Genomic DNA, 13,772 nt, shown 5'->3' on the forward strand with positions numbered 1-13,772 from the left:
GCTCCAGCTAGGACGTGTTGCCGATCTTCACGATTGACAGCGAGACGTCGCCCCGGGTGGCCTGCCACACGGTCTCCCCGTGCTGGTCGATCGCCTCGATGATCCAGGTCTCGCCGCCGCGCTGGAGGGCGTCGCGCATCTTGTTCGACATCACGACGTAGTCGACGTTCTCCCAGCTGGAATGGAAGACCTTGTCCCGCACGTCCGGGTCGGACGTGGCCTTGTAGTGCGGATGGGCGTTCTTGTACGGCGGATTCGTGTCGTGCAGCGCCACCCAGATGTCGTCGTCGATGATCAGGCGGGCGCTCGTCGGGATGTTCTGCTTGATCCAGGCGACCTGCTGCTCCTGCAGGCGGGTCAGCGGCAGCCGGTACGCGTCGCTGAACTCCAGCTCGCCCTTGGTGTTGTACTTGACCATGAACCCGCCCGGCATCACGAGCACCGGCACCAGCAGGCAGGCCACGAGCACCGCCGCCCCGGCCTGGTTGGTGCGCCGGGTCAGCCAGCCGAAGAACATGCCGAGGTTCAGCGCGAACAGCGGCACCATCGGCGCGATGTAGAAGTCGAGCAGCGCGCTGCGGCTCAGGTAGAACGCGTAGCCCAGGGCCATCAGGGCGCAGGCGAGCATCGGGGTGCGCAGCCGTTTGTTGCGCCGGCCCGAGATGAGCGCGAGCACGGTCGCGGCGACGCCGCCGATGAGGATGTACCGGTCCTTGAACAGCCAGCTTTCCTGCAGCAGGTACGTGAACGACAGGCCGGTCGAGCTGTTGGAGTTGCGGTGCAGCTGCCACCAGATCGTGTTGAGCAGCGACACGTGGCCCTGCAGCTGGTTGTTGTCCGGGTTGAACCGGAAGCCCTCCGGGAACAGCTCGTTCTTGATCTGGGCGAAGAGCAGGTACCCGATGACGGGCGCCAGCACCGCGAACCACCAGAAGCTGACCCCGAAGCGCCGGTTGTTCTGCTCCTTGATGCTCTTGTGCAGCAGGTACGCGCAGCCCGGCAGCAGGAAGACCGCGTTCTCCTTGGTCACCAGGGCGACGCCGAAGCAGGCGCCGGCCCCCATCGCGGTGACGATCCGCCCGTCCTTGCGGGCCAGCAGGTAGATCCCGAGCAGGATCCAGAACATCATGAGGTTGTCCAGCAGGACCTGGCGCTGGTAGTACACCCCGAGCGGGGACAGGTTGAACACCACGGTGGCCAGGACCGCCGCGGGCTTGCTGCCGGTGAAGCGGCGCACGATCTCGAACATCAGCACGACCGACGCCAGGTGGACGATCAGCATCAGCACCCGGCCGGTGTTGAGGGCGTTGCCGAAGGCGTTGAACCCGCCCGGCAGGATGCCGACCCAGCCGGCCAGGGCCAGCCAGCCCATCGGGGCGTGGTCGTAGAAGTAGGTGTACGGGGAGAGCTTGCCCTCCTTCAGCACCGACCAGGCCTGCTCCATGTAGATGCCCTCGTCGGTGAGGTACAGCGGATAGCGGAACATGTTCCAGCCGTGGCTCACCGCCCCGATGAGCACGCACACGGCGATGAGCAGCTTCGGGGCCTTCGCCGCCGGCTTCGCGGTGCCGGACGGCGGCTTCTTCGGCCTGGTGAGGACGTCAGCCGACATTGGTCAGCTCCGGTTCCTGGGTGCGGTGGGCGCCGACGTGGGCCGTCTTCTCCCAGTTGGTGGCGCCCTTGAGCTGGCGGTAGAGGGCTCGGGCGGCGGCATAGGACAGGACCATCTGGTACGGGAACCAGGTGATCGCCATCTTCACCACGATCCCGGGCCGCGCCTTGAGCCCGTGCGCACCGGTGAACTCGTAGAGCCCGACGACGCTCATCACGAAGTGCGCCCCGAGCAGCAGCACCGGCAGCCAGGACACCATCGCGACCGGCACCGGCACGCTGAGCACGAACGCGCTGAGCAGCGCGACGGGCAGGTAGAAGCCGAGCATCGCCTGGACGTGCGGGAAGGCCAGGGTGTACCAGGCCAGGAAGCGCTGCCGGCGGTTCGGCATCAGCTTCCAGGTGCCCTTGCCCAGCGTCTGCATGAACCCCTGGCACCAGCGGGTGCGCTGCTTGATGAAGCTCTGCAGGGTCGGCGGGGTCTCCTCCTTGGTCACGTAGCGGTCGTCGTAGACCACCCGGACCTTCTCCCCCATGCTGGACACCCGCAGCCCGATGTCCGCGTCCTCGGTCAGGTTGCTCTCGTCCCAGCCGCCGAGGCGCTCGATGATCTCCTTCTTGAAGAAGACCGTGTTGCCGCCGAGCGTGATCGCGCCGTTCTTGGCGTGGTAGTGCAGGCGGCTGCGGAACCAGAAGAAGTACTCCAGGACGTTGAACGTCGAGTACCAGTTCGACTCGAAGTTCATCAGCTGCACGCCCGCCTGCACCACGGCGACGTCGTCGGTGAGCATGATCGTGTTGACGATGTCGAACAGCTCCGGCTGGACCTCGTCCTCGGCGTCGAAGATGGCCACCACGTTGCTGGTCGCGTAGCGCAGGGCGGTGTTGAGCCCGTGCGGCTTGTTGATCGGGCCGTCGTCGAAGACGACCACGTCGACGTTGGTCCGCCCGGCCGCCCGTAGCGCGTTGATCTGGGCCCGGGCCTGCTCGATGGTGCCCACGTCGTCGGCCGAGCAGACGACGAGGATCTGCACCAGGTGGGGCGGGTAGTCAGCGGACGCGGCGCGGGCGATGGTGTGCTGGATGACCTCCTCCTCGTGCCGGGCGGGGAGGATGGCGGTGAAGGAGAGTTCCGGCGTAGCACGTTGATCGGGCACCCGGGCCTTGGCGTCCGCCTCGGGCTGGTCCCACGTGTAGATCATGAGATATAGGGCGTGGGCCGCCTGTACCGTCAGCACCAGCGAGATCAGGGTGAGGACGGCCAACACCAGCTGCTCCATCGGTGCGTTCACTCCAAATCCACTTCGAGCTGACGGCGAAGTTGACCCCGAACCCGGCGGTGATGCCGACCAGGTTGGCGGGGAGGTAGTGCAGGCCGAGTCCGACCAGCAGCTGGACGACGATGACGTTGACCGGCAGGGCGGCGAGCCCGGCCAGGCTGTAGGACGCGAAGCGCGACAGCGACAGCCGGCGACCGTGCGGCGCCGCGCGGCCCCGGAAGGTCCACAGCTCGTGCAGGATGTAGTTGGACACCAGGGCGAGCTCGACCGCGGCCACGGTCGCGGGCAGCAGGGCGAGCCCGAGCACCCCGTGCAGGACGAGCAGGGCGGCGTTGTTCACCACGACACCGCTGACTCCCACCAGGGAGAACCGGCTCAGCCGGTGCAAGTAGGGCGTCACGCTCACAACCGTGCCGACGCAGGGGTGCCCCGGGCATCACGCCGCGGTCGCTTACCGGCGCCCACCTTCGGCCTCCCCCATTTGGCGTAGATCATTTGAGTCCGCCGCCCGGGGTATTCGCGGCATTTGCGGGGTATGGCACGCGACGATGAGTATCAGGGTCTTGATTGCGGACGACCACGCGATGGTCCGTGAAGGGCTGCGCAGCTTCCTCGCGCTCAGCGGCGACCTCGAGCCGGTCGGCGCCGCGGCCGACGGCAAGCAGGCCGTGGCGCTGACGCACGAGCTGCGCCCGGACATCGTCCTCATGGACCTGCTGATGCCGGTCCTCGACGGGATCAGCGCCATCGCGGTGATCCGCCGGGAGCTGCCGAGCGTGGAGGTGGTGGCGCTGAGCGGGTACCTCGAACCGCAGCTCATCGCCGACGCGCTGCACGCGGGCGCGGTGGGGTACCTGCTGAAGGACACCGACGCGGAGGAACTGCACCGGGCCGTGCGCGCCGCGGCCGCCGGCCAGGTGCAGCTCTCCCCCGCCGTGGCGGCCCGGCTCGTGCGCGACGTGCACGTGCCGAGCACCCCGCCGCAGCTGACCCGGCGCGAGGAGGAGGTGCTCACGCTGCTGGCCCGCGGCCGCGCCAACGGCCAGATCGCCCGCGAGCTGCACATCGCCCCGCAGACGGTCAAGACGCACGTGAGCAACATCCTGCAGAAGCTCAACGCGGAGAGCCGGACCCAGGCCGCGCTCTACGCGATGCGGGTCGGGCTGGTCCCGGTGCACGCGGCGGCGCCGTCATGACCTCGGTGGTGCTGCTGGACACCCGCGGGGCGGTGGTCTCCGGCCCCGACGGGTTCGTGGACCGCGCCGTCGCGCGGCGGGCGATGGCGACCGGGCGGACCATGCGCGCCCGGCGGGTCACCTACCTGCCGGTGGCGGGCGGGCTGCTGGCCGCGACCGGGCGGCGGCGCTCGCCGCGGCCGTCGGCGCTGGAGCCGTACGTGCCGCTCGCCGAGCTGCTGCTGACCGCGGCGGGCGAGCCGGCCCGGCTGGCGCGGGACCTGCACGACTCGGTGGTGCAGACGCTGTACGGGATCAGTCTCGGCGCGGGCACGGCGGCCGAGCTGCTGCACGGCAACCCGGACCACGCCGAGGCCTCGCTCGCCTGGATCAAGGAGACGGCGGCGCTGGGCCTGACCGACCTGCGCGGCATCATCCTGCGGCTGCGGCCCGAGACGCTCTCGGGGGCCGGGCCGGCCACGGCGCTCAAGAGCGTGTTCGAGACGCTGCACAACGCGCCCGGGCGGGCCGGCTGGGGCCTCGAGCTCGACGCCGACCCGGTGGTCAGCCCGCCGGTCGAGGAGGCGCTGTACCGCATCGCCCTGGAGGCCCTCGCCAACGCCGCCCGGCACGCCGAGGCCACGCAGGTCACCGTGCGGCTGGCCGGCGACGACAGCCACGTGGTGCTCGAGGTCTCCGACGACGGCGTGGGCTTCACCCCGGCGCTGTCGTTCCCGGGGCGGCTCGGGCTGCGCTCGATGCGCGAGCGGGCCGAGCTGCTCGGCGGCACCCTGGACATCCGCAGCGCGCCGGGCGCCGGGACCGTCGTGCGGGCCGCCCTCCCGGCGGGGTGACCTGGCCGCGGGCAATCCGGGCGAGGGTTGACGCATGCGCGTTGTCGTCGACCTCACGAAGTGCCAGGGGTACGCCCAGTGCGCCTTCCTGGCGCCGTCGGCGTTCCAGATCAGCGGCGAGGAGGCGCTGCTCTACGACCCGGAACCGGGCGAGGAGCAGCACGAGCGGGTCAGGCGCGCGGCCGCCGCCTGCCCGGTGCAGGCCATCCAGCTCGACCGGCTGGCCCACAGCCTGCCCGCCGGCGCCTACGCGGAGGGCTCGGCCGGCCGGATCGTCATCGTCGGCGCCTCGCTGGCCGGGCTGCGAGCCGCCGAGGCGCTGCGCGAGCAAGGGTTCTCGGGCTCGCTGACGCTGATCGACGGCGAGCCGTACGGCCCGTACGACCGCCCGCCGCTGTCCAAGGCGGCCCTCGGCGGCCGGATCCGCCCCGACGCGACCGGCCTGCCCCGCGGCGGCCACCTCGACGCCCAGTGGCGCCTCGGCGTCCAGGCGCTCTCCCTCGACCTGCACGACCGCCGGGTGCAGCTCAGCGACGGCTCCGACGTGCCGTTCGACCGGCTGCTGATCGCCACCGGGGTGCACGCCCGCCCGTGGCCCGACCCGGCCGAGGGCGCCCTCGAAGGCATGCACGTCCTGCGCACCCGCGACGACGCGATCGGGCTGCAGGAGGCCCTCATGCCGGCCGACGGCTCGCGCCCGGGCCGGGTGCTCGTGGTCGGGGCCGGGTTCACCGGCTCGGAGGTGGCCTCGACGTGCCGCGCGCTCGGGCTGGACGTGACCGTGGCCGAGGCCGGCAGCGCGCCCCTGCAGGGAGCGCTCGGCAACGCCATCGGCGCGGTCGCGGCCGACATCCAGCGCGAGCACGGCGTCGACCTGCGCTGCGGCGTGACGGTCACGCGGATCGAGGGCGATCATCGGGTACGGCGGGCGTTCTTCTCCGACGGCGACTCGATCGAGGTCGACCTCGTGGTGGCCGCGCTGGGCGGCGTGCGCAACGTCGACTGGCTGGAGGGCTCCGGCCTGGCCGTCGGCCCGTGGGGGGTGGCCTGCGACGCGGGCTGCCGCGCCTTCGACGTCAACGGGGTGGTGACCGACGACATCTTCGTGGCCGGGGATGTGGCGCGCTCGCCCAACGCGATGTTCGGCTACCAGTTCCTGGCCCTGGAGCACTGGGCCAACGCCGTGAGCCAGGCCGAGGTGGCCGCGCACAACATGGTCAGCGACGAGGCCGACCGGTGGCCGCACCTGCACATGCCGCAGTTCTGGTCCACGCAGTTCGGCAACAACATCAAGTCCGTGGGGGTACCCACCTTCGCCGACCAGGTCGTCATCACCCAGGGCTCGGTGGCCGACCGCCGGTTTGCGGCGGCGTACGGGTACAAGGGCAGGCTGACCGCCGCGGTGACCTTCAACCACGCCAAGTGGCTGCCGTTCTACCAGCGGCTGATCGAGCAGGCGGCCCCGTTCCCGCCCGACTTCGACCGGGTCGACCGCCCGGACGACGCACTGCCCGTGCCCGCCGGGGTGCCCGACAGCGCCTTACTGGCCCGCGACGCCACGGTGGTCGTGACCGGCCACCGCCCGACCATGGTGCGCAGCACCTGACTCCTGGGAGTACCCCTATGACGACCGCGGTCGGCTCCGTCTTCGGCGCCGTGCTGGACCCCGTGAACCGCCACGACCCGTACCCGCTGCTGACCTCCCTGCGCCGCACCCCCGTCTCGCAGACGCCGGACGGCACCTACGTGGTGAGCACGTTCGACGCCATCACCGCGCTGCTGCACGACCCGAGGCTCAGCTCGGCCGACCAGGAGGAGCTGCCGGAGATCTCCTCCTCCGGCGCCACGGCCGACCTGGTCGGGCTGCCGCCGAGCTTCCTGCGCCTGGACCCGCCGGCCCACGACCGCATGCGCCGCCTGGCCACCAGGCCGTTCGGCCCCCCGCACACCCCGCACCGGGTCGCCGACCTGGAACCGGCCCTGCGCGAACTGGCCCAGTCGCTGGTCTCCGACCTGCCGAAGTCCACTGTGGACATCGTGGACCAGTTCGCGTACCCGCTGCCGGTCCGCGTCATCTGCGCCCTCCTGGGCGTGCCGCTGGCCGACGAGCCGAAGTTCCGCGCCTGGATCGACGAGGCCCTGGTCGCCGTCGAGCCGGACCGCGCGGCGCTGGCGGACCTGGCCCGGTACCTGGGCGAGCTGGTGGACCGCCGCCTGGGCCCACCCGACGACGGCGGCCACATCTCGGACCGCGGCGCCACCGACCCCAGCGAGAGCCTCATCGCCCGCCCCGCCCCCGCCCACGGCCTCCCGGGCGGCGCGGCGGAGCAGACCGTCCTGTCCGGCGTGGGCGGCGACCTGCTCACCGCCCTGGCCACCGACGACGGCCCCGACGGCCGCATGAACCGAGCCGAGCTGGTCAGCACCGCGATGCTGCTGCTCATCGCCGGCCACGAGACGACGGTCAACCTGATCGCCAACAGCTCCCTGGTCCTGCTGCGCCAGCCCCTGTGGCTGGAACGCCTGCTGGACGAGCCGGGCATCGTGGTCCCGTTCATCGAGGAGGTGCTGCGCTACGATCCGCCGGTCCAGATGCTGACGTGGCGCAAGGCCCTCGACGACATCCCGGTGGCCGGCACCACCATCCCCAAGGGCGCCAACATCACCCTGGTCCTGGCCGCGGGCAACCGCGATCCCGACCAGTTCCCGGACCCGGACCGCTTCGACCCCGACCGCACCCCCGCCCAGCACCTCGGCTTCGGCGACGGCATCCACTACTGCTTCGGCGCCCCGCTGGCCCGCCTGGAGGCGCAGGTGGCGGTGACGGCCCTCGCGCCGGTGCTCGCGCGCGCCCGCCTTTTGGAAGACCCGCCGGTGTACCGCCTGAGCGCCGTCCTCCGCGGCCCCCGCCACCTCCGCGTGGCCCTGGACTGAGCTTCTCGCCCCGGTCCAGGTGGCGCCCCGTCGCCGCTCAGGGCCACCTCCAGGGCACAAGCCGGTGGCGCCCCCGCTCGCTGCGAGGGCGCCACCGGAAGTGCTGGGGTGCGGCCGACCCCGCACGGCCTGCCGCTTGAGGCGGAGACCTTGAGGGGGTGTGGGTGGAGCGAAGCTCCCCCACGGTGGGGAGGAACACGGAACAGCTCAGGCCTCGACCAGGGCCATGACCTCGTCCGAGACGTCGAAGTTGGCGTACACGTTCTGGACGTCGTCGCAGTCCTCCAGGGCGTCGATCACCTTGAAGACCTTGCGGGCGCCCTCCTCGTCCAGCGGCACCGTGACGCTCGGGACGAACGAGGACTCGGCGCTCTCGTAGTCGATCCCAGCGTCCTGCAGCGCGGTGCGGACCGGAACCAGGTCGCTCGCCTCGGAGATGATCTCGAAGGCCTCGCCCAGGTCGTTGACCTCCTCGGCGCCGGCGTCCAGCACGGCCATGAGCAGGTCGTCCTCGGTCAGTTCGCCGGCCTTCGGGACGATCACGACACCCTTGCGGGTGAACATGTACGAGACGCTGCCCGCGTCGGCCAGGTTGCCGCCGTTGCGGGTCAGGGCCACGCGGACCTCGGTCGAGGCGCGGTTGCGGTTGTCCGTCAGGCACTCGATGAGGATCGCCACGCCGTTCGGGCCGTAGCCCTCGTACATGGCGGTCTGCCAGTCGGCGCCGCCGCCGATGAGGCCGCTGCCGCGCTTGACGGCGTTGTTGATGTTGTCGTTGGGGACCGAGTTCTTCTTGGCCTTCTGGATGGCGTCGAAGAGGGTCGGGTTGCCGGCCGGGTCACCGCCGCCCGTGCGGGCGGCCACCTCGACGTTCTTGATCAGGCGGGCGAAGAGCTTCCCACGCTTGGCGTCGATGACCGCCTTCTTGTGCTTGGTGGTCGCCCATTTAGAGTGCCCCGACATGCCTAACCCTCCGTCGTCTGACCCGCCTCACGGACCATCTCCACGAAGTACCGATGGACGCGTAGGTCGCCGGTGAGCTCGGGGTGGAAGGACGTCGCGAGCAGGTGCTCCTGCCGAACCGCGACAATCCTACCGGCGGCGGGGCCATCCTTCACGCGGCCCAGTACCTCGACTGCGTCGCCAACCTCTTCGACCCACGGCGCGCGGATGAAGACCGCGTGAAAAGCGCCCCCGTCGATGCCCGAAATGTCCACAGTGCCCTCGAACGAGTCGACCTGGCGGCCGAAGGCGTTGCGGCGGACGGTCATGTCGATGCCACCGAACGGGACCTGATCGGCGCGGCCGTCCAGGATCGAGGAGGCCAGCATGATCATTCCGGCGCACGAGCCGTACACCGGAAGCCCACCGGCGATCCGCTTGCGCAACGGCTCCAGAAGGCCGAACTCGACCGCCAGCTTGCTGATGGTCGTGGACTCGCCGCCGGGGATGATCAGGCCGTCGAGGTCGTCCAGCTCGTCGGCGCGGCGCACGGGGCGGCCGATCGCGTCGAGATCGGCCACCGCGTGCAGGTGTTCACGGGTATCGCCCTGCAGGGCGAGCACACCGATGATCAAGAGGGGGTCACCAGCCCCGCTCGGCGAGGCGGTGCGGCTGGGCGATCTCGTCGACGTTGATGCCGACCATGGCCTCGCCCAGGCCGCGGGAGACCTTGGCCAGCACGTCGGGGTCGTCGTGGAACGTGGTCGCCTTGACGATCGCGGCCGCGCGCTGCTGCGGGTTGCCGGACTTGAAGATGCCGGAGCCGACGAAGACGCCCTCGGCGCCGAGCTGCATCATCATCGCGGCGTCGGCCGGGGTCGCGATGCCGCCGGCGGTGAACAGCACGACGGGCAGCTTGCCGGTCTCGGCGATCTCCTTGACCAGCTCGTACGGCGCCTGGAGCTCCTTCGCCGCCACGAACAGCTCGTCCTCGGGCAGCGAGGTCAGCCGGCGGATCTCGGCGCGGATCTTGCGCATGTGGGTGGTCGCGTTGGAGACGTCGCCGGTGCCGGCCTCGCCCTTGGAGCGGATCATCGCCGCGCCCTCGTTGATGCGCCGCAGCGCCTCGCCGAGGTTGGTGGCGCCGCACACGAACGGTACCGTGAACGCCCACTTGTCGATGTGATTGGCATAGTCGGCCGGGGTGAGCACCTCGGACTCGTCGACGTAGTCGACCCCGAGCGCCTGGAGGACCTGGGCCTCGACGAAGTGCCCGATGCGCGCCTTCGCCATGACCGGGATCGAGACCGCGTTGATGATCCCGTCGATCATGTCGGGGTCGCTCATGCGGGACACGCCGCCCTGGGCGCGGATGTCGGCGGGGACCCGCTCGAGCGCCATCACGGCGACGGCGCCGGCGTCCTCCGCGATCTTGGCCTGCTCGGGCGTGACGACGTCCATGATGACGCCGCCCTTGAGCATCTCGGCCATGCCGCGCTTGACGCGGGCGGTGCCGGTGACCGGTGAACTGGGTGAGGACACGGCGACGCACTCCTTACAGGGAAGCTGGATTCACCCCCAAGTTTACGCTCCCGCCATCCCCCGGCCCGACGGCCAATGAGAACAAGGCGGCCCACAAATCACGACAAGGAGGGGTCGTCGACGTCGAAGTACGCCGGGACCGGGTGCTTCCTGGCCAGGCGAAACACGCGCACCAGGCCACGGCGCCGTACCCCCAGGGCGTCCCGGACGCAGTCGTTGTGCACCTGGCGGGCCAGCGCCACCCGGCGGCTGACCTGCACCAACGTGTCCACGACCTCGGCCGGCGGGGAGGCCGCGCCGCCGAAACCGTTGCGGAGGTGCCGGGTCAGGTCGTTCTCGGCCACCTCGCGATCGTCCGGCTGCGCGTCGAGGGCGATCTTGGCCGCGTACATCAGCGTGGGCAGCTGCGCCGCCTCCGCCAGGGCCACCGCCGCGGCCGCGCGCCGGACGAGGTGGGCGTCGAGCGTGGCATAGGCCGCCGCCGCCCGCGCGTGCAGCCGGTCGACCCGGGCCGCGAGCCACGTCAGGTAGGTGGCCACCGCGACCACAAGGGCCACAACCGCGATCACCCACCACATGCGCCGCAGCCTACGGGACGGACTCCTGCACGGTCGCTCCGGCAACCTCGATGGCGGTGGAGTACACCTCGAGCACCCGCTCCGCGACCACCGGCCAGTCGTAGGCGGCCACCACCTCGGACCCGCGGGCGGCCAGCGCGGCCCGCCGGGCCGGGTCGTCGAGCAGCTCCGCCGCCATGCGGGCCAGGGCCGCCGAGTCGCCGACCGGGAACAGCGCCCCGGCCGTGCCGCCGTCGAGCACCCGCCGGAAGGCGTCGAGCTCGCTGGCCAGCACCGGGGTGCCGGCCGCCATCGCCTCGGTGAGGATCATGCCGAACGACTCGCCGCCGGTGTTGGGCGCCACATAGAGGTCGACGCTGCGCAGCATCCGCGCCTTGTCCTCCTCCGACACCTTCCCCAGAAAGATCACCCGATCGGCAAAAGCACAATCATCGAGCACCTCAGCGGGGTCACCCGGCCCGGCGACGAGCAACCGCAGCTCCGGCCGGGAAGACGCGAGGGAATCGAACGCGGACAACAAGTATTTGAAGCCCTTGCGCGGCTCGGTGAACCGTCCGATGAACCCCAGCGCGCCACCCGGACCCGGCCATCCGGGCAAGGGCACGGCGCCACGGTACTTCGAAGCCTGCACCCCGTTCGGAATCTCCCACGCGCTGCCACCCAGGTGCTCCACCTGGACCTTGCGCGCCAGCTCGCTCACCGCGATCCGCCCGGTGATCTTCTCCAGCACCAGCTGCAGCACCCCCTGCGCCGCGGCGAGCGCGCGCGAGCGGGTCATCGCGGTGTGGAACGTGGCCACGACCGGGCCACGGGCGGAGAGCACCGCGAGCATCGACAGCGACGGGATGAGCGGCTCGTGCACGTGCAGCACGTCGAAGCGCCCCGCGGCCAGCCAGCGCCGGACCCGGGTCGCGGAGATCAGCCCGAAGGAGACGCGGGCGACCGAGCCGTTGTACGGCACCGGCACCGTGCGCCCGGCCGGCACGACGTACGGCAGGGTCATGCCCTCCTCGTCGCCGGGCGCCAGGACGCTGACGTGGTGGCCGAGCGCGATGAGCGTCTCGGCGAGGTCGCGGACGTGGTTCTGCACCCCGCCGGGCACGTCGAACGAGTACGGGCAGACGATCCCGATGCGCAACGCCCCTCCCCTCAGGCCACGGTGCTGACGGCCGGCTCGTCGAGCCAGAACCGCTGGAGCATGTGCCAGTCCTCCGGGTGCCGCGCGATGCCCTCGGCGAAGGAGTCGGCGACCCGCTGGGTGACGATCCGCACCCGGGCGTCGAGCGGTCCCTCGTCCGCGCCCGGCATCGGGATCGGGCCGTCCAGATAGCCGGCCGCCGCATCCGGATCGAACCACATGTGCGCCACGTACAGCGGCGCCCCGGTCCGCAGCGCGAGCAGCGCCGGCCCGGCGGGCATGCGGGTGCGCCCGCCGAAGAACTCCACGTCGACCCCGCGCGGGGTGAGATCGCGGTCGGCGAGCAGCGGCACCACGGCCGCGCCGTCGCGCAGCCGCTCCTCGAGCACGTCGAACGTCGGCCGCGGACCACCGGTCAGCGGCAGGATCTCCATGCCGAGCGAGCGGCGGAACTCGAGGAACTTGAGGTACACACTCTCGGGCTTGAGTCTTTCGGCGACGGTCGTGATCGGCCATCCCTTGGCGGCGACCCACGCCCCGGCCGCGTCCCAGTTGCCCGCGTGCGGCAGGGCGACGACCGAGCCGACGCCGGCCCGGTGGTGCTCCCCGAGCAGCTCGCCGCGCTCCAGCCGGAAGCCGCTGAGAATCTGCTCCTTGCTGCGGGCGGGCAGCCGGAACGCCTCCAGGTAGTAGCGCGAATAGGACCGCAGGGCCCGCAGCATCAACCGCTCGAACTCGTCCTCCGGCATGTCGGGCCCGACCACCCGTCGCAGGTTCTTGGCCAGCGTGGCGGTCCCTTTACCCGGTTTTCCGCGTCGGTACCCCCGGTGCCCCGACGACGCCGCCGCCGCGAACAGCGGCCACGTCACCCCGCGGGGCAGTCGCGGCAGGAGGGCGAACGCGGCGCCGTAGCCCAGCTCGACGACGTTCACCGCGCGTCGACCCGCTCGGGCGCGTACGCCTGGCGGTACACGGTGCCGATGCGCTGCCCGATGGTCACGATCGACAGCGCGCCGAGGATCCACAGCACGATCTCGAGGCCGTAGGGCACGTGGAACGTCCACAGCAGGCCGCCGATCCCGACGCCGACGAGGCGTTCGGCCCGCTCGATGATGCCCACGTTGCAGGTGAACCCGAGCCCCTCGGCGCGGGCCTTGACGTACGACACGACCTGCCCGGTGAGCAGGCACAGCAGCGCGGCCGCGACGACCCGCGGCTGGTGCTGGGTGGCGTACCAGTAGGCGACCGCCCCGAAGATCGCCCCGTCGGCGATGCGGTCCATCGAGGAGTCCAGCAGCGCGCCGAACTTGTTGGTGATCCCGCGCTGGCGGGCCATCGAGCCGTCGATCATGTCCGTGAGGCAGCTCACGGTGATGATAACGAGCGCGGTGAACAGGTGGCCGCGCGTCGCCCACCCGAAGGCGCCGACGAGCACACCGAGGGTGCCGACCACCGTCACGGCGTTCGGAGTGACCCCGAGACGCAGCAGTGCGGCGGCGACGGGGTCCAGGATGCGGGCCAGTCCGGCCCGGCTGACTACGCTGAGGATCTTCGCCATGGCGCTCTCACGATAACCGGGGCGGAGCTTGGCGGATACCGGCACGTGGGACACGCCACGGTGCTTGAGTGAAGCGGGGCGTTCGGGGCCGTACGGCCCTTGTGTCGGAGATGTTTCGGGTGTGGGATCGGTGAACAGGTTGTGACTGTGAGACTGCTCA

13 protein-coding genes and 1 pseudogene are annotated in these 13,772 nt (G+C 71.1%); 4 read left to right on the top strand and 10 right to left on the bottom strand.

Annotated elements, in window-relative coordinates:
• Positions 1–7: 7 nt before the first annotated feature.
• The 3 genes and pseudogenes from ACQPZ4_RS40515 to ACQPZ4_RS40525 all read right to left on the bottom strand — a co-directional run.
• On the bottom strand, positions 8–1,612 hold the full coding sequence (locus ACQPZ4_RS40515) for an ArnT family glycosyltransferase (protein WP_433048468.1): 1,605 nt from the start codon (positions 1,610–1,612) through the stop codon (positions 8–10).
• On the bottom strand, positions 1,602–2,813 hold the full coding sequence (locus tag ACQPZ4_RS40520) for a glycosyltransferase (RefSeq protein ID WP_433048470.1): 1,212 nt from the start codon (positions 2,811–2,813) through the stop codon (positions 1,602–1,604). Before ACQPZ4_RS40520 ends, ACQPZ4_RS40515 begins: the two co-directional genes overlap by 11 nt.
• Before the next feature lie 151 nt (positions 2,814–2,964).
• Positions 2,965–3,297, bottom strand: a pseudogene (locus ACQPZ4_RS40525) (GtrA family protein); the annotation flags it as partial.
• Positions 3,298–3,439: 142 nt separating this feature from the next.
• Between ACQPZ4_RS40525 and ACQPZ4_RS40530 the strand changes: the two are divergent.
• From ACQPZ4_RS40530 to ACQPZ4_RS40545, 4 genes are read left to right on the top strand one after another with little or no spacing between them, the layout of a single operon-like run.
• Positions 3,440–4,087: a response regulator gene (locus ACQPZ4_RS40530; RefSeq protein WP_433048473.1), complete on the top strand. Its 648-nt coding sequence runs from the start codon at positions 3,440–3,442 to the stop codon at positions 4,085–4,087.
• Positions 4,084–4,920: a sensor histidine kinase gene (locus ACQPZ4_RS40535; RefSeq protein WP_433048476.1), complete on the top strand. Its 837-nt coding sequence runs from the start codon at positions 4,084–4,086 to the stop codon at positions 4,918–4,920. The genes ACQPZ4_RS40530 and ACQPZ4_RS40535 overlap by 4 nt, the downstream gene beginning before the upstream one ends.
• A gap of 34 nt (positions 4,921–4,954) precedes the next feature.
• Entirely contained in the window at positions 4,955–6,526 is a 1,572-nt protein-coding gene (locus tag ACQPZ4_RS40540) for an FAD-dependent oxidoreductase (protein WP_433048479.1), read from the top strand.
• Positions 6,527–6,543: 17 nt separating this feature from the next.
• Positions 6,544–7,854 (top strand): cytochrome P450, encoded by a 1,311-nt coding sequence (locus ACQPZ4_RS40545; RefSeq protein WP_433048482.1) that lies wholly within the window; start codon positions 6,544–6,546, stop codon positions 7,852–7,854.
• 207 nt (positions 7,855–8,061) lie between these two features.
• Here ACQPZ4_RS40545 and ACQPZ4_RS40550 read toward each other — a convergent pair whose 3' ends face one another.
• The 7 genes from ACQPZ4_RS40550 to pgsA form a co-directional block, all read right to left on the bottom strand.
• Entirely contained in the window at positions 8,062–8,817 is a 756-nt protein-coding gene (locus ACQPZ4_RS40550) for a YebC/PmpR family DNA-binding transcriptional regulator (protein ID WP_433048485.1), read from the bottom strand.
• A 2-nt stretch (positions 8,818–8,819) separates the two neighbouring features.
• On the bottom strand, positions 8,820–9,428 hold the full coding sequence (gene pdxT / locus ACQPZ4_RS40555) for a pyridoxal 5'-phosphate synthase glutaminase subunit PdxT (protein WP_433066878.1): 609 nt from the start codon (positions 9,426–9,428) through the stop codon (positions 8,820–8,822).
• Positions 9,429–9,438: 10 nt separating this feature from the next.
• Entirely contained in the window at positions 9,439–10,287 is an 849-nt protein-coding gene (gene pdxS / locus ACQPZ4_RS40560; RefSeq protein ID WP_433066881.1) for a pyridoxal 5'-phosphate synthase lyase subunit PdxS, read from the bottom strand.
• A gap of 149 nt (positions 10,288–10,436) precedes the next feature.
• A complete protein-coding gene (locus ACQPZ4_RS40565; RefSeq protein ID WP_433048488.1) occupies positions 10,437–10,916 on the bottom strand; it encodes a hypothetical protein in 480 nt (159 codons plus the stop codon).
• Positions 10,917–10,926: 10 nt separating this feature from the next.
• Positions 10,927–12,054 carry a glycosyltransferase family 4 protein gene (locus ACQPZ4_RS40570; RefSeq protein ID WP_433048491.1) on the bottom strand — a complete coding sequence of 376 codons (1,128 nt, stop codon included), beginning with the start codon at positions 12,052–12,054 and terminating at the stop codon, positions 10,927–10,929.
• Between the two features lie 11 nt (positions 12,055–12,065).
• Complete coding sequence (locus ACQPZ4_RS40575) at positions 12,066–12,986, bottom strand: phosphatidylinositol mannoside acyltransferase (RefSeq protein WP_433048494.1); 921 nt, start codon at positions 12,984–12,986, stop codon at positions 12,066–12,068.
• Positions 12,983–13,612 (bottom strand): phosphatidylinositol phosphate synthase, encoded by a 630-nt coding sequence (pgsA, locus tag ACQPZ4_RS40580; protein ID WP_433048497.1) that lies wholly within the window; start codon positions 13,610–13,612, stop codon positions 12,983–12,985. Before pgsA ends, ACQPZ4_RS40575 begins: the two co-directional genes overlap by 4 nt.
• Positions 13,613–13,772 lie beyond the last annotated feature (160 nt).

This window comes from Dactylosporangium sp. CS-033363 (assembly GCF_050942475.1).
Classification (GTDB): Bacteria; Actinomycetota; Actinomycetes; order Mycobacteriales; family Micromonosporaceae; genus Dactylosporangium.